The sequence below is a fragment of the Ketogulonicigenium robustum genome (assembly GCF_002117445.1).
GTDB classification, from domain to species: domain Bacteria; phylum Pseudomonadota; class Alphaproteobacteria; order Rhodobacterales; family Rhodobacteraceae; genus Ketogulonicigenium; species Ketogulonicigenium robustum.
The window spans coordinates 2,122,942-2,145,164 of record NZ_CP019937.1 but is presented as its reverse complement, the minus strand read 5'-3'; the positions used below and the strand labels follow the sequence as shown (position 1 = coordinate 2,145,164).

19 protein-coding genes are annotated in these 22,223 nt (G+C 66.2%); 6 read left to right on the top strand and 13 right to left on the bottom strand.

Annotated elements, in window-relative coordinates; all coding sequences use genetic code 11:
- Positions 1–51 precede the first annotated feature (51 nt).
- From BVG79_RS10665 to BVG79_RS10640, 6 genes are all read right to left on the bottom strand, one after another.
- The gene (locus BVG79_RS10665; RefSeq protein WP_085786884.1) at positions 52–1,224 is read right to left on the bottom strand and encodes a flavin reductase; all 1,173 of its coding nucleotides are present in this window, start codon (positions 1,222–1,224) and stop codon (positions 52–54) included.
- 135 nt (positions 1,225–1,359) lie between these two features.
- Positions 1,360–2,400: a DUF2793 domain-containing protein gene (locus BVG79_RS10660; RefSeq protein ID WP_085786883.1), complete on the bottom strand. Its 1,041-nt coding sequence runs from the start codon at positions 2,398–2,400 to the stop codon at positions 1,360–1,362.
- A 79-nt stretch (positions 2,401–2,479) separates the two neighbouring features.
- Positions 2,480–4,132: a glycosyltransferase gene (locus BVG79_RS10655; RefSeq protein ID WP_085786882.1), complete on the bottom strand. Its 1,653-nt coding sequence runs from the start codon at positions 4,130–4,132 to the stop codon at positions 2,480–2,482.
- Positions 4,129–4,983 carry a class I SAM-dependent methyltransferase gene (locus BVG79_RS10650; RefSeq protein ID WP_085786881.1) on the bottom strand — a complete coding sequence of 285 codons (855 nt, stop codon included), beginning with the start codon at positions 4,981–4,983 and terminating at the stop codon, positions 4,129–4,131. The genes BVG79_RS10655 and BVG79_RS10650 overlap by 4 nt, the downstream gene beginning before the upstream one ends.
- Before the next feature lie 4 nt (positions 4,984–4,987).
- Positions 4,988–5,647 carry an FkbM family methyltransferase gene (locus BVG79_RS10645; RefSeq protein WP_157115681.1) on the bottom strand — a complete coding sequence of 220 codons (660 nt, stop codon included), beginning with the start codon at positions 5,645–5,647 and terminating at the stop codon, positions 4,988–4,990.
- Entirely contained in the window at positions 5,644–6,774 is a 1,131-nt protein-coding gene (locus tag BVG79_RS10640) for a glycosyltransferase family protein (RefSeq protein WP_085786879.1), read from the bottom strand. The genes BVG79_RS10645 and BVG79_RS10640 overlap by 4 nt, the downstream gene beginning before the upstream one ends.
- Positions 6,775–6,855: 81 nt before the next feature.
- Here BVG79_RS10640 and BVG79_RS10635 point away from each other — a divergent pair, with 81 nt between their 5' ends.
- Positions 6,856–7,182: a hypothetical protein gene (locus BVG79_RS10635; RefSeq protein ID WP_085786878.1), complete on the top strand. Its 327-nt coding sequence runs from the start codon at positions 6,856–6,858 to the stop codon at positions 7,180–7,182.
- On the opposite strand, the gene BVG79_RS10630 is transcribed toward BVG79_RS10635, so the two are convergent.
- Complete coding sequence (locus BVG79_RS10630) at positions 7,131–7,787, bottom strand: ABC transporter ATP-binding protein (RefSeq protein WP_085786877.1); 657 nt, start codon at positions 7,785–7,787, stop codon at positions 7,131–7,133. The genes BVG79_RS10635 and BVG79_RS10630 overlap by 52 nt on opposite strands.
- Entirely contained in the window at positions 7,784–8,980 is a 1,197-nt protein-coding gene (locus BVG79_RS10625) for a KpsE/RkpR family capsule polysaccharide export protein (RefSeq protein ID WP_085786876.1), read from the bottom strand. Before BVG79_RS10625 ends, BVG79_RS10630 begins: the two co-directional genes overlap by 4 nt.
- 158 nt (positions 8,981–9,138) lie before the next feature.
- Here BVG79_RS10625 and BVG79_RS10620 point away from each other — a divergent pair, with 158 nt between their 5' ends.
- Positions 9,139–10,284 carry a polysaccharide biosynthesis/export family protein gene (locus BVG79_RS10620; protein ID WP_085786875.1) on the top strand — a complete coding sequence of 382 codons (1,146 nt, stop codon included), beginning with the start codon at positions 9,139–9,141 and terminating at the stop codon, positions 10,282–10,284.
- Positions 10,285–10,303: 19 nt separating this feature from the next.
- On the opposite strand, the gene BVG79_RS10615 is transcribed toward BVG79_RS10620, so the two are convergent.
- A complete protein-coding gene (locus tag BVG79_RS10615) occupies positions 10,304–13,126 on the bottom strand; it encodes a calcium-binding protein (RefSeq protein ID WP_085787363.1) in 2,823 nt (940 codons plus the stop codon).
- A 194-nt stretch (positions 13,127–13,320) separates the two neighbouring features.
- Here BVG79_RS10615 and BVG79_RS10610 point away from each other — a divergent pair, with 194 nt between their 5' ends.
- Positions 13,321–14,217, top strand: coding sequence for a LysR family transcriptional regulator (locus tag BVG79_RS10610; protein ID WP_236951357.1), 897 nt, complete (start codon positions 13,321–13,323; stop codon positions 14,215–14,217).
- Here BVG79_RS10610 and BVG79_RS10605 read toward each other — a convergent pair.
- Genes BVG79_RS10605 through BVG79_RS10595 form a run of 3 tightly spaced genes read right to left on the bottom strand, consistent with a single transcriptional unit; the run spans position 14,214 to position 17,274 of the window.
- The gene (locus tag BVG79_RS10605; RefSeq protein ID WP_085786873.1) at positions 14,214–15,986 is read right to left on the bottom strand and encodes a glycosyltransferase family 2 protein; all 1,773 of its coding nucleotides are present in this window, start codon (positions 15,984–15,986) and stop codon (positions 14,214–14,216) included. The genes BVG79_RS10610 and BVG79_RS10605 overlap by 4 nt on opposite strands.
- The gene (locus tag BVG79_RS10600) at positions 15,986–16,486 is read right to left on the bottom strand and encodes a hypothetical protein (protein ID WP_085786872.1); all 501 of its coding nucleotides are present in this window, start codon (positions 16,484–16,486) and stop codon (positions 15,986–15,988) included. Before BVG79_RS10600 ends, BVG79_RS10605 begins: the two co-directional genes overlap by 1 nt.
- Positions 16,483–17,274, bottom strand: coding sequence for an ABC transporter permease (locus BVG79_RS10595; protein WP_085786871.1), 792 nt, complete (start codon positions 17,272–17,274; stop codon positions 16,483–16,485). Before BVG79_RS10595 ends, BVG79_RS10600 begins: the two co-directional genes overlap by 4 nt.
- A 180-nt stretch (positions 17,275–17,454) precedes the next feature.
- Here BVG79_RS10595 and BVG79_RS10590 point away from each other — a divergent pair, with 180 nt between their 5' ends.
- Complete coding sequence (locus BVG79_RS10590) at positions 17,455–18,840, top strand: FAD/NAD(P)-binding protein (RefSeq protein WP_085786870.1); 1,386 nt, start codon at positions 17,455–17,457, stop codon at positions 18,838–18,840.
- Here the strand turns inward: BVG79_RS10590 and BVG79_RS10585 are convergent.
- Entirely contained in the window at positions 18,821–19,612 is a 792-nt protein-coding gene (locus tag BVG79_RS10585; RefSeq protein ID WP_085787362.1) for a GntR family transcriptional regulator, read from the bottom strand. The genes BVG79_RS10590 and BVG79_RS10585 overlap by 20 nt on opposite strands.
- Positions 19,613–19,823: 211 nt before the next feature.
- Between BVG79_RS10585 and BVG79_RS10580 the strand changes: the two genes are divergently transcribed.
- Positions 19,824–20,882 (top strand): ABC transporter ATP-binding protein, encoded by a 1,059-nt coding sequence (locus tag BVG79_RS10580; protein WP_085786869.1) that lies wholly within the window; start codon positions 19,824–19,826, stop codon positions 20,880–20,882.
- A 64-nt stretch (positions 20,883–20,946) separates the two neighbouring features.
- Positions 20,947–22,185, top strand: a complete 1,239-nt coding sequence (locus BVG79_RS10575; protein WP_085786868.1) for an extracellular solute-binding protein — start codon at positions 20,947–20,949, stop codon at positions 22,183–22,185.
- Positions 22,186–22,223 lie beyond the last annotated feature (38 nt).

Here is a 22,223-nt window from a genome sequence, read left to right as displayed (position 1 = left end):
TGTGTTTTGGCGCAGCATGCGCCCGCCCGCAGGGAGATGGAAGGGGGGCGATCAGTCGGCCCCCATGCAGGTTTCCGAGACACGCAGGGCGAGCGTTTGCATGCGCTGGGCAAGGGTGTCGATCGCCGCTTGCGTCAGGCCGGCGGGCAGGTTGCGCAGTTGCAGGCCGATCACCACACGCCCGGCGCTGTCGCGCACCGGCACGGTCAGCACGCGCACGCGTGCGTCGGCGGGCAGGGTTTCGGGTTCGTAACTATCGGCCAGCGCGGCGATGGCGGTTTGCAGGCGGCGGTGGCCTGCGGGGGTCAGCCGGTCGGCGGACAGGGCGGCGCTGTCACGGTCGATCGCGGCGTGTTGGCTGGATTCCAGAACGATGGAATAGCCGCGTTCGCGCACGCGTTCGAGGTTCTGGCGCAGATGCGCGCGCAGGGCATCATCCAGCGGTGTCGGCGCGAGCGAAAGCCAGTGGTCGGCCGCAGCCTCGCCCGCCCAAGCGACGAAGACAGACCCCGAGGGCGGAATGAACGGCAGCCGGTTCCCGAGGCTTTGGGGCAGCACCTCGGCATCGAGGGGGGCGGCCGAGGCGAGCAGCACCAGATCGGACCCGATCTGGCCCAGCAGGCCGCTTTCGAGGTTGGTTTCCTCGCCCAGCGATTCGAGGACGGGGCGGGCGCGCTCGGCCAAGCGCAGTTGCGCGAACATGTCTTGGCCCGGGGGCATGACCAGCGAACGCGGCGAAAAGCGGCCATAGCCGCCTTGGAAGAAGACCAGCGGCAGCGTGTCGTTCGGTGCAGCCAGATCCTGCACGCGCAGGAAGACCAGATCGTGGTCACCCGCATCGATGACTTGCTGGACCTCGCCCTCGATCCAGGCGACGGCTTCGTCGAGGATGGGCAGGCCGTTGGCCGAGGGGTGCCATGCCACGCCCGTCCATTTGTCGGTCACCGCGCGCGAGGCAAACCTGCGGCAGAGGTCGGTTTGATCGGCTGACAGCACGTTGAACACCAGATGGGTCGCGTGGCGCATTCTGGCGTAGGTGCCGGATGATTTTGTAGGCAGATAGGCCACCAGCGGCGGATCGAGCGAGACCGAGGTGAACGAGCCGACGACCATGCCGATCGGGTCGCCTTGCTGGTCAAGCGCGGTCGCTAGGACAACGCCCGTGGGGTAGTGGCCCATGACACGGCGAAAATGTTGCGGATCCAAGGGGGTCTCGGTCGACATTCATTGTTCCTTCTGCGGAGCATGGCGCAGCGTCCGTGGCTGCGGCAGGCTAGTCCAAGGCCCAACGTGCGCCGCGGCGCGGCGCGGCACAAGGGGACTTTGTGCGCCGGTGCGCACAAAGTCTGTGCAGTTCTATTACCAGCTACCGATTGCGAAAATCGTGATCGTTCCGGCGGCATTTTGCACGGGCGCGGCCAAGCGCAGCGTGGTGGCAGTGGCCGTGGTGGCGGTTGCATAGGCCCAAACCAGCGTGCTGCCGTTGGCCGTCGCCTGCACATTCGGCGCTGCGGCGAAGGGTTGGGCAAAGGTTTGTGCCGACGCGCCCGAAATAAAGTTTGCCCCCTGCGCCGTGTTCGCCGTCAGATTGGCCGTGGTGCGCCAGCAGATTTGGGTGCCGTTCGCGAAGCGTACGAAGCTGCCGTTGGTATTGCTTCCCGATTCGATCACCGCCCCGGTGGGGACGCCGCCGGTCATCGCGACCGGCCCCAGCAGATTGCCCAAGTGAACCAGCGCCTTGCCTTGCACTGTGCCGCCTTGAGGCATTTCGACTTTGCCTGTGGCGGCGACCGCGCGCAGCGCCGTGTGAAAGGTGCCGCCGTCGCCCGAGACCTTGACCGAGAAGTCATCCTCGCCGGCAAGGCCCATTTCTGCGCGCCCCGACCATCCGGACTGGAACAGCAGGGTCGCCGAATCTGTGGTTTGGGCTTTGTTCACTTTCAGTTGGTGGCCACCTGCGGGGTTGTAGAGTAAGCTGGCGGGGCCCGCGACAGCCAGCACGTTCGTCGCGTCTGCGCTGGCGTTGATGCCGATGCGCGGCAGGTTGTTCATTGCGGCCGCCCCGATGACCTGCCACCCGTTGGCATCCAGCACCAGCAGTTGGCTTTTGTCGGCGTCCCACAGGCGCCAGCCGATGGTGGGGCGCGTGAAGTGCCAGCCGTCGTCAAGGCGCATGGCGACGCTGCCGTCTTGGCCTGCCCACGCGCCACTTGCGCCTGCCGCGACCAGCCAGCACTGGCCGTCGACCGGCGCGGCGGGGGGCGTGGCGCGCGTGGTACCCAGCACGCTGGCTTGCACCGCAGCATCCAGTTGGGTCAGCGATTCGTTGACGGTGACATGTTTTTGCGCCTGTGCAGGTTGCACCAAGGGCAGCGCGAGGCGGGTGGTTGATTGCGGCATGATGGCCCCCGTTTGAACTGGTTGCCCTTTGCCTAGGCGGCGCGGGTTACCGGCGGGTGGGGCCCCCGTACGTTGCGTGTCAGAAATCGCGCCCCGCGATTTCGATCTGCTGGGTCTCAGGGGCCAGCAGGTGGGCGAGTTCTGAAAACGCGCTCCACCCGCTGGCGAGGAAATGGGCGCCGCGCGCCAGCAGCAGCATTTCGGCAAAGGCGTGGATGACCTGCGCGCGGCTGCGTGTGCCGTATTGCGCCCCGGCAAGGCAGGTAACGCGGCGGCCGAACGCGGCGGTCAGCGCGCTGCGGATGGCGGCGGTGTCGGTCGCCAGCACGATCGGGCCGGTTAGAGTCGACAGGCGGGCAATGAAGCGGTCGGCCCCTGCAAGCCCGCGCCAGTGGGCGATGGCCGCGCCGCTGCTGGCCGCCCATTGGCGCGGGTCGTCCGCCGGTGCGGTGGTTTCGGCGCGGATATGCGCGGCCAGCGCGAATTGCGCGGGCTGGCCTGCCAGCAGCGCCGTCACGGGGGCGGCGGGCTGCAGGTGCCGCAACTGGGGGCGGATATTGCGGGCGGCGGGGTGGTTCAGCACGGTGGCGCTGCGAATATACGCCGCGCGGTTGGGGGCGAAGGTTATGGGATGGGGGCGGTTTCCGGTCGGCCCCTCGGTCGCGTCGTGCAGGGTCATGCCGGGGTCGTAGGCTGGGGTGTCGGTGCAGGGCAGGCTAAGGTGCAGCAGGTCGTGCGCGTCGGCGGCGCAGTGCACATCGCGCGGCCAGATCAGGTGCAGCGGACGCTGCACCGCCGCCGCCAGCGCCATTCCAGATGCAAGCACGCGCAGGCGGTTGCCGAGGCCGTGCGCGACCTCGAGATAAATCGGGGCACCCGCGCGGGCGATGGCGGGGGCCGGCGGTTGGGTCAAGGCGCGGCGGGCGGCGGCGGGGGACAGGCTGGCGGCTTCGGGCGGTAGCAGGGCGTAGGGGGCCAGCCTGCGCGCCATGGCCAGAAAGTGGCGGGGCGCGCCGATGCGGGGGGCGACGGTAAGGTGCAGATCGGCGGTATCGCCTGCGATTTCGGTATAGTGCCGCGCGGGGCTGCGGGCATCCCAAGGCGGCATAATGCGGGCGAGGGCGCGGTTTGTCTGAATCCGCAGGGCGGGGCTATCGCCGCTGCTATCGGTGCGTAGCGCGTCGGGGTGGGGGTGGTGGAACAGGCTGCCGGGGGCCAGCAGGCGGCGGGTTAGCCCGTGGGTCTGCAGGCGGTCGTACAGGTCGTCGTCATCCCAGCCGTAGCCCTGCAGCCATTCGTTGAAGCCGCCCGTCGCCATCAGCGCGCTGTGGGGTGCCATAAAGCTGCCGTTCAGGTGTTGCTGCCCCGCCGCCGCATGACGCCAGTCGCCCGCCAGAAAGGTGCTGGGGCCGATGCGATTGACCTGCGCGAACCACGGCTGCGCGGTGACGTCGCAATCCAGCTTCACGATAGTGGCATGGCGCGCCAACCTGATCCCGAGGTTGTAGGCCGAGGGCAGGTGCCAGCCTTCGTCCGTCTCGACCCGCACCAGCCTGATGCGGGGGTCGGCGCCCAACGCCGCGCGCGTCAGCGGGGTGGGCGAGGCCCAGTCGACGACGATGATCTCCTCGGCCGGCAGGCGCAGCCATGTGGGCAGGCTGCGGCGCAGAAAGGCCGCGCGGTCGTGGCAGGCGGTGATCAGGCTGAGACCCGCGGGCAGCAAATCGGTCATCGTGGGGGCTGCCTTTTGCGCAGCAAGATAGCAGTTTGCCAGCCGTAGCCCTGCGGCTGCACGGCCCGCACGTCGAACCAGCGGGAGATGCGGGCCAGAAAGTGCTGGCGGTTGTAAATGACGCGCTGGGCCCATGGGCCGGTGCGCGTGATCAGCATTTGCCAGTCTTGGCCCGTGTATCCTGTTGCCGCATCCAGCGCGGCAAGGTGATCGTGCGAGGGGTGTTGCGGCGCCTGAACGCGGATTTGGTCCAGCGTTTCTGCGTCGGTGATGGACAGGTAAAGCCAGCCGCCCACCGCCAGCAAGCGGCGCAGTTCCAGCAGCCATGCATCGGCCAATTCGCCGATATGGGTGAAGACCGATCCGGCATAGGCGACGGTGAAGGTGCGGTCCTCGAACGGCAGGTGGGGGGCGGTTGTGGTGGTGGCAAAGTCGAACGGGGGCGACAGGGCGTCTTGGGCCCACGCTATCGCCTCGGCGTGGATGTCGACACCCCAGACGGGGGCAAGGGCGGCTTCGGGCGTTAGGTGGCGGATCATGCGGCCCGCGCCGCAGCCGAAATCCAGCATGGCCCCGCTGCCAGTAGCCCAACCGTCATCTTGCAGCGCGCGGCGCATGTGCTGCACGTCGCTGGCGCCCCCCTGCAGATACAGGGTGTCGTCATATTTGCCGTCCCTGACGCCGTAGTAATGCCGCAGGGCGGGGGGTGGCAGGGGCTGCTGGCTGCGCGGCGGTGGGGCGGGGCGCATCAGGCCTGCGGCGGTGCGCGGGGTGCTGATGAACTGCCCCGTCAGGTTGGGGGCGGCCAGTGGGTCGAACGGGGGCGGGGGTGCGGGGCGGCGGAACGGCATTGGGTCAGCCCCAGCTATGGTGGGTGCGCAGGGGGCCGTCGTTACGCGCAAAGGCGATGTCGATTTGGCCCAGCGCCCCGTCGCGCGGGCGGTAGCGCGGGGTGAACAGCGCGTGCGGGGCAAAGCCCTGCGCCCGCATGAAGCCGACCAGATCGGCCATATCGCCAAGGTCGGGTTGGCCGGCGGGGTGGAACAGGTTCGCCTCGGCCACGACGATATCGGTCTGGCGCAGCAGCGCGGTTCCCCCTTGCAGCACAGGCAGATCGTGGCCTTGGCAATCAGTTTTGATCAGCAGCGGGCGCGGCAGGGTGCGGCTGGCGAACAGCCGGTCGAGGGTTTCGACCCTGACCTGCGGCCCGCCCCGTGTGCGCCCCCACGCCAGCGACGCCCCCTCGACCCCGCTGTCGGGGCAATGCAGCGGAGCGGTTGCGGGGGCTTGGCCCAACGCCAGCGGGTAGGCTTCGCCGCCGTAACGCGCGGCCAGCTGCGCAATGCGCGCGGCCAGTGCGGGGGCGGGTTCGATGAAGATGTGCAGGGCGCTGGGGAAGGCTGCCGTCAGTTCGGGCGTGCCGTGGCACGTGCCCACATCAATCACCGCGCGGGGGGTGATGCCCAGCGGGGCGAGGGTCGCCAGATATGTCGCCATGTCGGGAAGTTGGCTCATGCCGCGGCCAACCTGTCTAGGTGCGGGGCCGGGCGCAGGCCGATGCCGCGTAGTAGCGCGGCCATTTGGCCTGCGGCGGTGCAGCGCCATGTATCGAAGGCGGCAGGGCTGAAGGCCACGCTGGCGATGGCGTCTTGCGGGGTTGCCGCGCGGGTCAGCGCGTCCAGCGGCAGCGTGGGCAGGTGCATTGTCTGGGCCAGCTCGCTCGTGCGGGCATCAATGGGCGTCAGCGGGGCGGGGGTGCCTGCGGCAAGGCCCGCCAGCGCCCCGTGCGCCCGTGTGCCAAGCGCAAGGTCTACCCCGCGAAGCCGCGCGATCCAGCTGCGGGCACTGAAGGGCACATAGCCCGCGCGCGCCAATATAGGCGTTGCATCGACGTGTCCCAGCGCGCGGCTGAGCGATTCGGGCGCATCGATCTGGCCCGCCGCCGCCGCGCATGCGGTGCCGCCCCCCGATGGCAGGATCCAGTGTTGGGCGAGGCCAGTGGCGACATAGCGGAACATGATTTGTTCGGCGCGGCTGTGCGTGGGGGTGCGGGGGTTGAACGGGTCGCCGGCGTGAATGGCGCAGCGCAGCCCGGGCCGCCATGCCGCGCGTTGCAGCTCGCGCGTGATGTGGCTTCCCAGATCGGGAAGCGGGTTGAGGAAGATTGACGGGCAGCCCAGCACCACGCCGTTAAGTCCCAGATCCGCACCGATGGCGGCCGAGCGTGCCCCGCGAAACGTGATGGCGATGGCGCGTTCCCGCAGCACGGCAACAAGGCGCATCAGGCTGGGGGACTGTCGCAGGGCGGGGGTGTTGGCGCTGTCGGCCCCAAGGCCGAAGACCGCGATGGGGCGCTGCGCCCCCTCGAGAAAGCGGGTCAGGGGGGCCCAATCGGCGGGGCGCAGGTGGTTGGCGGCGGGCAATACCAGCGGTGCCGTGCCTGCGGGGGCGTTATAGCCGTGCGCGCCGCCCATCGGGCGCAACGGCATGTCGATCATTTGGGCGGTCGCCAGTTGGAAGATCAGGTTGCCTGCGTTGCCGCCCGTGCGCGCTAGCGATTGTGCCATTCCAGCCGCGCCGCCTGCGGGGCTGGGGACGATTCGGCCCATCGGGCCCAGGAAGAGGGGGGCGTTATCGGTCATCTCGCGGTTTTATGCGCAACTTGGGTAATGGGCGGTTAACGCGCACGGGGTAAGCTTGCCTGCAGCGCGATGGAGGGTGGGATGCAGGCGGATTTGGTGCGGCGGCGGCAGGCCATGATGGCGGATTATCTGGCGCAGATTGACCAGCGCGTGGCGATGCAGGGGGTGCCCGGCACGTGGGGGGCGATGCTGGTCGACCGCGATACCGCCCGCCATGCCGCGGCTAGTGAAATCGCGCGACTGCAAGGCGCGCTGGTTCAGGCGCATGACCGGCAAATCTGGCTGGAGAATACGCTGTCATGGCGGATGACGGCGCCCCTGCGCATGGGGCGCGACGGGGTGCGGGTGGCGCGGCGTCAGGTTGCGGCGGTATGGGCGGCGATGGCGTCCTCGATGGCCGGGAAGTAGCGCAAGGTGCCGTCGTGCAGCACCAGCCCCGCCGTGCACAGGCTGCGCAGTTCCGACAGTGTGTGGTTGACCACAATCGCCCCGGCCCTGTGTAGGCGGGCCAGAAAATAGGCGCGGCTTTTGGCGCGGAAGGCGGCGTCGCCGACGGCGGTGATTTCGTCGATCAGGTAGGTGTCAAAGGGGATGCCGATTGAGAGCCCAAAGGCCAGCCGCGCGCGCATCCCGGCCGAATAGCCGCGCACAGGGGCATTAAAATGCGCGCCAAGGCCTGCGAAATCTTGCACGAAATTAACCAATGCGCCGCTATCGACGCCGTAGATGCGCGCGACGAAGCGCGTATTTTGCAGCCCCGTCATGTCGCCGTGCAGGCTGCCCGAAAACCCCATCGGCCATGACACGCTGCCGCCGACGTGGATCTTGCCGCGATCAGGTAGTGTCAGGCCGCTGATCATATCCAGCAGCGTGGTTTTGCCCACGCCGTTGCGCCCCAGCAGCCCGACTGAAACGCCCTGCGGGATCTGCAGGCTGACATCGTGCAGCAGCATTTGCACCGGCGCGCCGGGGGTGGTGCGGAACCCCTTGCTGACGTGATCCAGCCGGATCATCGCCTGTCTCGCAGGGCATAGTAGCTGAGGGTTCCAATCGCCCAGATCAGCGCGGAAAACACGGTGGTCAGGCCCAGAATCAGCCAGCGACGGGGGTATTCGGCGAGCTCGGGCGTGCGGGGCGGGTCGAAGACGGCCAGAAAGCGGCTTTGGCGGTCGGCCTCGGCCTTGGCGGCTGTGTGGGCGGCCATCGCGGCAAGGTGCGCGGCCTCGGCAAAGTCGCGCTCGACCGTCAGGCGTTCGTAATCGGCCATCGCGGTGGCGTAGTCGCTGCCTGTGCCGAAATCGGCCTGCATTTGGTCAAGGCGGTGGGTGATGGCGGTGACGCGCTGCTGCGCTTGGCGCAGGCGGATGTCGGCGGTGTCGTGGCCGGCGGCTTGCAGCAGGTCAAGGTCGATCAGGGCGCTGGCCAGTTGCGCCTGCAGCGCGTTTTGCAGGCCGATGCGGCCCTGCGCGTCGGCGGCGGTATCAATCATTTGGTGGCTGATGCGAAAGGCGGTCATTGCGGCGCGGGCATGGGCGACGTCATCGGCGGCGGCGGCCAGTTCGGCGGCGGTGGCGCGCGTCGCCTCGGCCCGCGCGGCGGCGGTCAGGGCGTTGATCATGCGCGTGCTTTCATCCGCGATGGCCACAGCCAAGCGCTGGGCATCTGCGGGCGAAAAGGCGGTGACGCGCAGGGTGATGATGCCGCTGGCGGGGTCGATGGTGGGGCGCACCATGCGCGACCAATAGCGGGTCAGATCCTCGGCCGTGCCCGAGGGCGCAAAGGCGAAGACGGGGTCGTGCGGGGCGGCGAACATCGCGCGTAGGTTTAGTTGCTCATCCAGCGCGGTGACCAGCGCGGGGCTGCGCAGGAAGTGGTAAAGCACCTCGCTGTCGCGGTTGCCGGTGTTTTGCAGCCCCAACGCCAGCCCGATCGTGCCGAAGGCGCCTGCCGTATCGCCCGCAGGCGCATCTGCGGTGGTGATCGTAAACCCCAGCGGCGAGGCATATTGGTCGGCGGCCAACAGCCAAAGGTAGCTGCCCGTCAGCGCAACGGGTGCCAATACGCATAGGCCCAGCCCCAGAAGCACGCCGCTGTGCCGGGGCGCCAGCCGCGCAGGGGGTACGCGCGTTAGGGCAATCGCAGCCTCGGCCAAGGGGGCTGGCGGGATGGCTTGGGGGATGGGGTTGGCGGGGGCGGGGCTGTGCATTGCACATCCAGATGTCACAGCTGTGGTTAAAATTCCGATAAGCGTAGGTAAGCCCGCTGCATATGATTGACGCGGTCGGGCCGGTCTATATGGTGGCGAGAGAAAAAGGTAACACGCCCTTGGGGCTGCTTATGACAGCCTGTCGGGACGGAGGGACGATGACGAATAAAGGTTTGTTGCGCGGGGTTGTATTGTCAACGCTGGCGCTGCTTCTGGCGGGGTGCGCCATTCCGCGGGGGGCGGCCTTGCAAAGCGAAGTCGTCGGAATCCGGCCGGTTACGGGCGAGATCACGCTAGACCCCAACGGTGGTTATGCCGTCTATCCGGTCACATCGGAAAGTCTGCCTGTGATCGCGCAATGGCCTGCAATCACACTGGAAAACGACTCCTCGCGTCTGTCGTGGCTGCGTCGCCAGCCGCAGACGCCCAGCGTTATTATCGCTGCGGGCGATACGGTGAATGTTACTGTTTGGGACAATGGCCAGAATTCGCTGCTGGTCGGCGAAGGGGGCCGCCTTGCGCAGCTGCAAGGGGTTGTCGTCTCGCCCAGCGGGACGCTGAACCTGCCGTACTTGGGCGATGTCGAGGTGGGCGGCCTGTCGACCGACGCGGCCCGCACGCGAATCGAGCAGCTGTACGCGCAGACCCTGCCTTCGGTGCAGGTGCAGATGAACGTGACGCCCGGGCGCAGCAATGCGGTCAATCTGGTGTCGGGCATGAACGCGCCGGGGATTTATCCCATGGTTGACCGCGATATGACCGTTCTGGCGGCGATTTCGCAGGCGGGCGGCGTCGCGCCGACCCTGGTGAACCCGCAGGTGCGCCTGATGCGTGGCAGCAATGTCTACGGCATCCAACTGTCGCGCCTGTTGGCCGAACCTGCGCTGGACACCACCTTGCGTGGCGGCGACCGGATTATGGTCATGCCCGAATCGCGCAGCTTCTTGTCGTTGGGGGCCACGGGCCAACAGGCGCGAATCGTCTTCCCCGAGGAAAAAGTGACCGCGCTGGGCGCAATTTCCCTGATGGGCGGTGTTTCAGCCGAACGCGCGGACCTGAGCGGTATTTTGGTGCTGCGTAACTATGCAGCCAACGCTGTGCGCGCGGATGGCACATCGGGCCCGCCCAACCAGCGCATGATTTTCGCGCTGGATCTGACATCGGCGGACGGGTTGTTCTCGGCCGGGCAGTTCCAGATTATGCCGAACGACGTTGTCTATGGCACCGAAAGCCCGCTGACCAGCACACGCACCGTGATCGGTATGATCGGGTCGTTGGTCGGGGTTGCCAACTCAGTCCAGTAAAGCTGCGCTGTGATTGGGGTCAGAGGATGAAATCCTCGGCCCCGATGGCGTCGATCAGGTTCACGAAAATCTGCATGTCGGCGCGGCCGTCACCGTTGACGTCCGCCTCGACGATAAGCCAGCCCATGTCCCAGCTGGCATAGCGCAATTCGCCCGCGGTGTTGCTGAAGGGGGCGGCTTCGATAAAGGTGAACGTCTGGTGGCCTGCGACTTGCATGTTCGCGTCGATGGCCGACAGGTCGATTTTGTCCTGCCCGCGTGTGAAGCTGTTGATCAGGTCGCGGTTGGCCTGCCCCGGCAAGCTGTCGGTGATGCTTTTGTAGACGAATGTATCGCGCCCGCTGCCGCCGACCAACCAGTCACGCCCCGCGCCGCCATAAAGGATGTTGGTGCCCGATTTCGCGGCGAGCCAGTCATTGCCATCGCCGCCTTCCAGATAATTGTCGCCGCTGTTGCCGACGATCAGGTTGTCCAGTGCGTTGCCGATGCCGTGTAGGTTTGCCGTGCCCATCAGGCGCAGATTTTCGACGTTGTCGGGCAGGGTGTAGCTGATTTCGGCGTAGACGGTGTCGTTCCCCTCGTTCGGGTTTTCAATGACCAGATCGCCGGGGTCGTCGACATGGTATTTGTCGTCGCCGGGGCCGCCGTACATTTCGTCGGCGCCGGTGCCACCGATCAGCCAGTCGTCGCCGACGCCGCCCAGAATGCGGTCGTCGCCCGCCCAGCCGAAGATGGTGTCATTGCCGCCACCCGCGCGGATGACGTCGTTATACATTGTTCCTGAAAGCACCTCGCTGGTGGCGGTGCCGACGAAGGTTTGGCCGCGCGCCGCATAGGTGGGCGCGAAAGGGGCGGGTAGGACGGCGACGAAAAGATCGTCGTAGCCGAAGTCGGCGGGGTTGAGGGGCGTGCCGCTGGTTGTGTTGATGTCCAACACCTCGGCGCCATAGCGGATGGTGGCACCGGTCGCGGTTTGCGTGATCGACAGCGCGGCAAGGCTGGTGACGCCCCATGAGGTCAGATCGATCCGGTCTTTGCCGAGGGTGAACCCCTCGATCACGTCGCGGTAGCTGTCGCGGGCCATGACAAAGATATTGGCCCCCGGCCCGCCGACCATCCGGTCGCTGCCCGCCCCGTCGTACAGAATGTTGTTCCCCCCGCCTGCAATCAGCGTGCTGCCGCCCGGGCCGGCGACCATAATGTCGTTTCCGGTGCCGCCGATCAGCGTGCTGTTGCCAAAGCCGCCGATCAGAATGTTGTTGCCCGCCGTCGCCTCGAGCCTGTCGTTGCCGTCACCGCCGACCAGAATGTCGTTGCCCTTGCCGCCGATCAGGATGTCGTGACCCTCGAACCCGTAAAGCACCATTCCGCTGTCGTCCGCGATCAGCGTGTCGTTGCCGCCGGTGCCGATCAGCACACCATCCGGCAGTGTGGGGGGCACGGCGACAGGGGTTTTGGGCAGCGTGACGGGGATATGCGTCAGGTTGATCAGGTCGGTGTCGTGCAGCATGTCGGCGCTGACGGGCGTGCCCGCTGTTGTGTGGACGATGACGCTGCGCACGCCATCGGTAACCAGAAAGCCGTCGTCGGTTGCGGTGATGGTAAGCTGCGCGAGGCTGCGGATCATCCCCCACGATGACAGGTCGATCTTGTCGGTGCCCAGATCAAAATCGGTGATGATCTTGACGTTGCGGTCGGCGGCCATGACGAAGATGTCCGCCCCGCCGCCCCCGCTGAGGATGGACGCCCCGTTGCGGTCGACGATGATGTCGTCGCCGTCGGTCGGCTTGCCGTTGTTCGTGATGACGCGGCCGTCGGTTGTCCACGTCAGGGTCGTCAGCCCCCCTTCAACCGTCGATGCGACATGGATGATGATCCCCTGCGCGGTGCTGGTTGCGGTGATCGCGCTGATGTTTTGCAGGCCCGCATCCAATGTATCGGCCAGATGGGCGCGCGCAATCAGGCGGCCGCTGGGCAGCAGTTGCAGCACGCTGATGCCATCATCTGCACCGCCTGCGATGATAAAAATCTGTCCCTTGTGGTTGACGCTTGCGACGCTTTGCACCCCGCCAAAGCGGGTGAACAGGTCGTCCATGACATGGTCGACGACCTTAAGGCCCCCGCCGTCGTCGACCTGTAGTACCGTTAGCGAACTGCTGCCCGCCGCGCCGACGATGAGATAGGTGTTGCTGCCGATGGTCTGGCTGGTCAGCGCAGTTGGCGCGCTAATCCACAGGCCCTCGTCTGGGGGAAGCGAGCTGGCCTCGACCAACTGCCCGCTGGCGTCGACGCGCCACAGCGTCAGGCCCGTGTCGCGGCTGCTGACGCCCGCCAGAAACGTCTCGGCTCCGATGGTGAAGGTGGTCAGGGCCTGCAGGTCGCCGCTGAAGGCTGTTTCGGTGTCGGCGATATGGGTTTGTGCGGTGGGCGTGCCAGTTTTGTCCAGCGTGACGCGCAGCAGTCCGCCGTCTGCCGCGGCAAAGAACAGCGCCTGCCCGCCCCCTGATAGCGGGGTGCTGACCATGGGCGTCGCCGCCAGCGCGACCTGCGGGGTCAGGGGCGTATCGCCGATCATCAGGCCGCTTGCGGTCAGCGTGACGACCGCTGCCGCCCCGTCGATCATGATGCCGCCCAGCAACCGCGCCAGCGCGGCGGGCGCGCCTGTGGTGCCGGGGGTCAGCGCGCCGGTGCTGCCGACCGTCCATTGCGTCAGCGCCCCGTCCAGCGCGGATGTGGTGTAAAGTTTGCCGCCGATCATCACCAGCGCGCCGGCGGTCACGGCGGGCGGGCCATCGGGGGTGCTGAGCTGTTCGGTGCGGGTGACGAATTCTATCTGAGCCATGGCGTCCATCCTTGCGTTCGGTTGTCCGGCCCGCCACAGATGGGTGCAACGAAATGATCTGGCGTGTTTGAATTAAATCGTCGGGTTTTTGGTAACCTCGATTTCGGGGCGTTGCGTAACGGACTGAAATAGCATCGGAAATGGGTGATATTGTGGCAAATCCGCGTGTGTCGGCCCTTCATAGCGAATTAACCTTGCGCAAGCTTCAGGCGTTCTCGGTGGTGGCGCACTTGGGCAATATGACCGAGGCCGCCCGCCAGATGAAGGTCGCCCAGCCCACCCTGTCGCAACTGGTGTCGGGGTTGGAATCGCTGATCGGCACGCCGCTGTTCTTGCGCACGGGGAGCGCGTTGGTGCTGACCGACGCGGGCGAGGCGCTGTTGCGCAAGGCCGATGCCGTGTTGGCGGGGTTCGATGATTTTACCGCTACCATGGACAGCGTGACGACTGAGCGTCCGGTGCAATTGCGCGTGGCGGGCGTGCCGTCGGTCATGCGGCTGCTGTTGCCGCGCGCTGTGGTGCAGTTGCGGCAGACTTTTCCGGGCGCGACCGTGGATGGGCATGAACAGTCGCCGTCCGACATCGTGAATCTGCTTTACCAGCGCACCGCGCATTTGGGGATTTTGGGTGCAAATACCGTGCCCGAGATGTCTGCCGCCTTTACGCAGATGCCGCTTTATACCGACCCTACCGTTCTGGTCAGCCCGCCCGATGCGCCCGATGATCTGCCGTTTTTGCAGGTGGATTTGGGCTCGGCCAGTTCGCAGCGGGTTGCGCAGTGGTTCGCGCGGCGGTTTCCGCGTGCGCGCAGCCTGATGCATCTGCGCAGCTACGAGACCGCCGTTCGCTTCGCTGAGGAAGGGCTGGGCCGCTGCGTCGCGCCGTTGGTGTCTTGTCTGGATAGTCAGCGCGATACGCGCGCGCATGTGGCGGTGATTGACGATTTGCCCCCGCGCCGGCTGGTGGCGCTGATTCCGCAGACGCACTTGCGCATTCCGGCCTATGCCGGGCTGGTCGATACGCTGGCCGCCACCGCGCGCGACGTGATCGAACCCGTCGCCGCACAGCTGCCGCATCTGGATGCGCGCTAGGCGCAGCGGGCGATCAGCGGCAACAGGGCATCGAACAGGCGCTGGCGGCAGGTGGTGACTAGCGCCTGATCGGACCAGAGTTGCGCCATGCGGGTTTGCGCCTGCTGCATCGCGCGCGCCATTGCGGGGGGTAGAGTGCGGTCAGTGTCCGATTCGGGCGGCAGCAAAATGGCGAGCGGCAGGCCAAGGCGGCGGGCGGCGTGGTCATCGGGGGCGACCGTCAGGGGCAGCGCGCCGCAGGCCAGCGCATCGAAAAGTTTTTCCGACAGATAGTCGCGCTGCAGCGTGTTCTCGATGGCGCTGACGACCCGCGCTTGGCGGTTAAGCAGTGCGATCTTTTGCGGGTGCCAGTCGGGCGTGCGCGGCGGGGCGTTGTTCCAGCCGGTGCCCATCACCAGCGTATCTGGCCCGGCGCGGCGCAGCGCCAGCGCGGTGCGCGCCGCCGAGAGGCCCCGCAGGTCGGCGTTGGTGATGGCGTGAAATGGCGCGGGCCGGTGGGCGGCCAGCAAGGCGGTGTGCCAGCGGCGCAGCGGCCAAGCGGCGCGCCAGTCATCGGGCGCAAGCTGGGCGTTCGCGGTGAAAAGCTGGCGATAGGTGGCAGCAAAGCGCGCCTCTGTCAGGGGGTAGTAGGGCAGGGGCGCGGCGCTTGTCGTGGTAAAGACGGCGCTGTTGGAATGGGTGATCTGGGGGATGGTCGCGGCCCCCCCGCCGGTGGGCAGGGTGACGGTTTCGGCGGCGGGCGCGGGGTTGAACAGCAGGTCCCAGAACGGTTCCTCGGACAGCAGCAGAAGCGGGGCGGGGGGCGCGTGGGCGGCGTCCAGCGGGTGCGCGATGATATGCAAATCGGCCGCGCCTGTCGGACAGTGTTGCAGGTGATCGCGCCAAAATGGTTGCAAATCTGGGTAGGACAGCGGCGTGCGGTGCGCGTGCGGCCCGACCAGCCGAAACCGGATCGGCGCGCGGCCTGTGATGGCGGGGGCCGCTGGCGGCGCGGCGAAAAGCGCGGGGTTGCGTGTGTGCGCCCAGTGCAGCACATCACGTGTGAAGGCGGCAAACGAGGCTTGCCACGCGGTCGTTTGCGGCAGCAGGGCGGCGGTTTCGCGCAGGGCTGTGTGCAGGTCTAACCGGCGGGTGTCGGTAATCGCGCTCAGGCGCCCCGGCCTATGCCCGATGCAAATATGCCGCGCGGCGATCACCTGTTGCGCGGCCAACAACGTATGCCAATGCAGGCGGATGTCGTTATGGACGGCGGTTTCGCTGCACCTGATACCGTGCGCCCGCAGAAACGCCGTGCGCAGCAGGCGGTTCCACGGATAGTTCTGGATGCCGGCCAGCGCGGGCCGCATATCGGGCGCGACAGGGTGGATGCCGACGCCAATACCCGCAGCCGCCCAGACCGCGGCATCATGCGGGTGGGGGCGGGCGTCGCCCTCGTGGTGTTGGAACAGGCAGATGTCGAAGGGGGTCGTGCCCAGATCTTGCAGCAACGCCCGAATGGCGGCGGGGTGCAGGGTGTCATCGGCGTCAAGGAACCAGACATACGGCTTTGTCACGGCTGCAAGGCCGGTGTTGCGCGCCCAGCCTGCGCCGCGCGGAGTGGATGCGTTACGCAGAATTTGGGCGCGAGGCGCGCGCATGGCTGGGTGTGATCCGTCGTCCACCACAATGATCTGGCCCATTTTCAACCGGCGCAGCGTGCGCAAGGTTTCGGTCAGGCCGCGCTGGTCGTTCCAAACCGGAATAACGACGGCGATGTCGCGCGCGTGCATTACACGGGGGCCAGTCGCAAGTCGCTCAGGACTAGGCTGAAGGATCGGTCGGGCGGTAAAAACAAGATCCATTCGCGCCAGCGTGCGCGGGCGAGGGGGGTGAACAGGCATCCGCCTTCATGCGTGCCTTGCGGCAGGCCCAAAAACGGACGGGGGAACGGGATGTCGGTGAAACCCGCAGCCGTGGGCAGGCGCAAGACGGGCCGCATCAGCGCGGGCGGCGATATGGCCATGTCCAGGGCAAAGGCCATGCCGCCCATGCGGCGCAGTGCGCGGAAGGGGATGTGCAGCCCCAGCCAAGCGCCGGGGGTACGGCAGGTGACATCAACCATCAGTAGGCGGTTTCGCGGGCTTGACCATTGGATCGCGTAATCGCCTGCGGGGTCGGCCAGCAAATGCGGGCTGCGCAGCGGGCCCGGCAGTAGCTGCCCGCTGGGCGGCAGCGGGCGTAGGGCGTGGCGCGCCCACCACAGGCGCTGGGCGGCAAGCGGGCGCATCATCGCGACACCGCCTTGCTGTATCCGTGCCGCAGCAGAACCAGCCCCATCGCAATCGCCGCCAGCGCCAGCCCGAACCCATAGGCGAGGCTGACGAATGTGGCCGCGTAGGATGGGTAGAAGCCGTGCCGCATCAGGCCGGTCACATGCACCAGCGGGTTCAGCCACAGCACGCTTTGTGCGGCGGGAGGCAGGCTTTCCAGCAGGAAAAACACGCCAGACCCGAAAAACAGCGGCCGCGCGAGGATGCCCCAGATCCTGTCCCACGCCGGCAGATGTGCGATCAGCGCGCAGTTCAGCAACCCCGCCCCTAGCCCCAGCAGCGCCGCCATTGCCAGCGCTGTGCTAATCGCGCCGAACTGCAGCGTGGCGCCGGTATCGCGCGTCAGCAGCAGCGCGGCGACGACCACGGTGAACACAGCCGACTGCGTGACCAGTTGCAAAATCAGCCGCGCGATCACGATGTCGATCCATACCACGCGCGGATAGCTGAGGAGCGGGCGCGAGAATCGCAGGCTGTCTTTGATGCGATGTGTGATCTGCAAGAACATCTCGAACGGCAGAAAGCCGGTGGCGTAAAACAGCATGAAGTCGCGCCCCAGCGGCGGGGCGTGAACCACCAGCGAAAAACCCAGTGCCAGCAGCCCGACAATCCCCAGCGGCGCGATGAACGCCCACGCATACCCCAGCGCGGATCGACCGTAGCTTGCGCTCATCTCGCGCAGGGTCAGCGCAAGGATGACGCGGGCGCTTTGCAGCAAGGGCGATGGTGGGGGCAGGGTATGCGACATGGCCCTGTTTTGCCCTAACCGCATTACCGTTTGGTTTACGCCGCTATTGCAGCTAGCATGCCGCCAAAACGGGCAGGGTGTTAATTTAACACGATATTTCTTATTGGGAATAGGTTGTTAACCTTGCGCAATTCGCGCGATTGCGCGATCAAGACGGCAAGACAAGGTGAGGATTGATGAATGCGTGACCCAGGCCAACCCGTGCTTTCCCCCGTAACCGGATTGCTGATCGTGGGTGGTGGTGCAAGCGGGGTGCTGCTTGCGGCGCATGTGCTGAAACGAGCCGATGCGCAGGGCGCAGTGGGCGCGGCCTGTGTCACTATTATCGAGCCTGCGGCCGTTCTGGGGCAGGGCATTGCCTATGCCACGCGCGACCCCGACCATCTACTGAATACGCGCGTTCACAACATGAGCGCCTTCCCCGATGATCCCCACCATTTCGAGGCATGGCTGAAGGCGCAGCCTGATGGGGCGGGTTACGACAGCCAAAGCTTTGTGCCGCGTATGGTCTATGGCCGCTACCTGACTGATCTGGTCGCCGATCATGTGGCTGCAGGGCGGTTGAAGTGGATCCGCGCGACCTGCGTTGGACTGCGCGAGGATGATTTGGGCGTCACCGCGACGCTGGACGACGGCACACGCCTGCGCGCCAAGGCGGTGGCGCTGGCGACGGGCCACGTGGTGCCGTCGCGCGGGGACGGCTTGGCCGCCAGCGCGTGGGACGAGATCAAGGTTGCCGATCCCGATGGGCGCGTGGTGATCGTGGGGTCTGGCCTGTCGATGGTCGATCAGGTTTTGTCGCTGTTGAAGGCGGGCCATCGCGGCCCGATCCTGACCGTGTCGCGTCGTGGCTTGGTGCCGCGACCGCACCAGCCGGCAAAGCCGCTGGATATCCGCGCCTCGGAAGTGCCGTTCGGCACCAGCGCCAGCGGGCTGTTTGCGTGGGCGCGCGGGCTTGCGCGGCGGGCGGATGCGGCAGGCGGGACGTGGCGCGATGCCGTTGACGGCATCCGCCCCTATGTCCGCGCGATCTGGGCCAGTTTGGACCTGCCGACGCGGCGGCGGTTGTTGAAACATGCCGATGTGTGGTGGGACGTGCACCGTCACCGAATTCCTGCGGCGTCCGATGCGACGATTGCGGCTGCGCGCGCCTCGGGGCAATTGCAGCAGATGCGCGCGGCGTATCTGGGGGCGGAACAGGGCGAGGCTGGCCCCGTTGCCGTTTTGCGCCCGCGTGGGGGCGATGGCGGCGTGGTGCGCATGCCCGCAACCGCGATTATCGACTGCCGCGGCATTCGCAATGACCCCGAAGGCAACGCCAGCCCGCTGATGGCCGATTTGTTCGCCCAAGGCGCCCTGCGCATTGACCCGCTGCGGATCAGCCCCGATGTGGACGGCGATTGCCACCTGATCGGCGCCAGCGGCGCAACGTCCGAGCGTATTTTCGGGGTCGGCCCCGTGACGCGCGCGGCGTTTTGGGAAATTACCGCCGTGCCCGACATCCGCAGCCAAACGTGGGGCCTGTCGTCAGAGGTGCTGCGCCGCTTTACGCTGGCACAGACTTAAGTTCGGTCACGACGTCGTAGGCGTCGGCGCGGTAGATCGCACGTGACAGCTCGGCCACGCGGCCCGATGCCAGATAGGCCGTGCGTTCGATGCGCAAGACCGCCGCGCCGGGCAAAATGCCCAGCGTGGCCGCATCGCGCGGGGTGATGTTGGCCGCCGAAATCCGCTGGATCGCGCGGACGGGGGCGACGTTGCGCGCCTCGAGGCAGGCGTAAAGCGAATCCCTGACCGCCATCGGGTCGGGCAGGATGGATGCGGGCAGCGAGCTGCGCTCGATCCCGATTGCGCGCCCGTCGAGCGAGCGGACGCGTTCAAGGCGGGCCACTTTCTCGGACAGATCGAGGCCGAGGGTCATCAGTTCCTCGGTCGTGGGGGCGTGCAGGGCGCGCGCCATCCAGATCGATTCGGCCGCGAGGCCGCGATTGCGAAACACCTCGGTGAACGACGGCAGCCGCGACTGCTGCATGGTGACCGACCCGCCCAGTAGCGGGTTGCCGACATGCGTCATCGCGGGCGCCGGCGGGGCGACGAAGTTGCCCGAGCCTTGCTGGCTGTGGATTTCTTGCGATGCGATCATCTGTGCGATGGCCTTGCGCACGGTGACGCGGCTGACGCCGGTATTCTCGGCCAATTCGCGTTCGGGGGGCAGGGCGTCACCTGCGGCCAACTGCCCCGCGTCGATCATCTGCCGGATTGCGCGGGCAAGGCGCAGATACAGCGGGCTGCCTGCACCCTGCGCAGCGATGGTCGCGTTCAATATGCCGAAATCCATGATCCGCCTGCCGCTTTCAATACCAATAAGATACCATTCAAAACGCCCATGCGCGAGCATTTTACTGAAATGTCCCCTAATGCGCATGAATCAGCCCTATTATCGCTTAATTATTGTGCGAAATGCGGTGATTTAGCGCTGGGACGCGTTGGCTGTTTGACGCATCCGCTGAATTGGTATTACAACCATCTGGAAACCGCCGGAGATGATAATGGCCCAGCTGTCGCTGCGAGACGTGCGCAAGAACTTCAAGGGAACCGAGGTGCTGCGCGGCATCGATCTCGAGATCGGGGATCGCGAGCTGGTCGTTTTCGTCGGCCCGTCGGGGTGTGGAAAGTCGACACTGCTGCGGATGATCGCGGGGTTGGACGACATGTCGGGCGGGGAATTTCTGCTGAACGGCGTGTCGATGCGGGAAGTGCCGCCGTCAAAGCGCGGCATCGCGATGGTGTTCCAGTCATACGCGCTTTACCCGCATATGGACGTGTATGAAAACATGGCCTTCGGCGCGCGTCTGCAGGGGCTGGACAAGGCCGAGGTGGAAAATCGCATTCAAGACGCCGCCAAGATGCTGCGGCTAGAGCCGCTGTTGCGCCGCAAGCCGCGCGAGTTGTCGGGCGGCCAGCGCCAGCGCGTTGCCATCGGGCGCGCCTTGGTGCGCAAGCCCGAAGTGTTCCTGCTGGATGAGCCGCTGTCGAACCTTGATGCGGCGCTGCGGTCGGATGTGCGGTTGGAAATCGCCAAGCTGCACCAAGATATTGGCGGCACGATGATTTATGTGACCCACGATCAGGTCGAGGCAATGACGCTGGCCGACAAGATCGTGGTGATGAACGCGGGGCGGATCGAACAGGTCGGCAGCCCGCGTGAATTGTATGAAACCCCTGCGAATACCTTTGTCGCGACCTTTATTGGCTCGCCACGGATGACGCTGATCGATGCGGTGCGCATGGGCGATGAATTTGCGGTGGCTGGCAGTGGTGCTGTGGCGCTGGCTGGTGCGCCTGCCAGCGGGGCGCAGGTCAAGCTGGGCGTACGGCCTGATGCGTTCGGCATTGTGACCGACGGCCCCGGTTATCGCGCCGAATTCGTGTATTCCGAATACTTGGGCAATGACGCGTATGTTTACGCGCGTTTGGGCGATGGCACGCTGGTCAGCGTGCGCACCGACCCTGCGCCGCGCAGCGAACGCCCGGGCGATGTGGTTTTGCTGCGTCCCGATCCGGCGGCTGTCCATTTCTTTGACGGCGAAAGCGGCCAAAGGCTGTAATCGAAGACGATTTAGAAGACGACCAACAACAGGCGCATCAACGCCGAACCCAACCGGAGGAACCATGAAACCCCTTTTCCGCACGACTGCGATCACCCTCGCCGGTCTGTCGGTGGCAGCCCCTGCCTTCGCGCAAGACCTGACGTTCTGGAGCTGGCGCGGCGAAGACCGTGCCGTCTATGAAGACATCATCAAGGACTTCGAGGCCGCAAACCCCGGCATCACCATCAAGTTCGAGACGTTCGAGGCCACGAACTACAACACGATCCTGTCGACGGCGCTGGCGGGCAATTCCGGCCCCGACATCATCCAAGTGCGTGCCTATGGCGGGCTGGAAACCGTGGCCAGCGCGGGCTACCTGCTGCCGCTGTCGACCGAAAACGTGCCGGCTTTGGCGGGCTTCCCCGAGGCCGCGCTGAAGGCCGAAACGCTGCGCGCCGATGGCGTGACCTATGCCGTTCCCTTCGCATCTCAAACCCAGTTCATCCTGTTTAACAAGGATCTGTTCGACCAACTGGGCCTGAGCGAGCCGAACACGTGGGACGAGATGCTGGCGAATGCCGAGGCGCTGAAGGCGGCGGGTTTCTTCCCCTTTGCGAACGGCACGGGCACGGCGTGGCAGGCTGAAACCATTGCCACCGCCATCGTTGCGGGCGTGATCGGGCCGGAATTTTATGCCGATCTGCTGGCGGAAAAAGTCGACTTCACTGACCCGCGTTATGTTGCCGGTCTGGACGCGTTGAAGGAAATCTCGGCCTACTTCCCCGATGGGTTCACCGGTCTGGACTATGCGGCCTCGCAGCAGATCTTTACGGCTGGCTTGGCGGGGATGTTCGCGGGCGGTTCGTATGAAGTTGCGAACTTCCTGTCGCAAAACCCCGACCTGAATCTGGGCCTGATGGCCGCCCCCGGCCGCACCGCCGAGGACCCCAAGCTGGTTGGCCTGTATTTTGATGGCGGCTACGCCGGCAATGCTGCAACCCAACACCCTGAGGCTGTCGTGGCCTTCTTGAACTATCTAGCCTCGCCCGAATTCGGCCAGAAATTTGCCAACGGTCTGGGCAACGTCTCGCCCATCCCCGGCGTTGTGTTCGAGAACGAGCGTCTGCAGCGCGTGGCCGAGCTGAACCAAAGCGCGGTGCCCTACATCATGGCGACCAACTTCCGTTTTGCCGAGCCGACCGGTTCGGTGCTGCTGCAGGCCGAGGTTCAGCGCATGATGGCCGGTCAGGTTGATGCCGCTGGTGCGGCGCAGGCCGTCACGACCGGTATCGCCAACTGGTACGCCCCGTTCCAGAAATAAGTTTTGGCGGGCGGGCCCCATCGGGGCCTGCCCCTTTT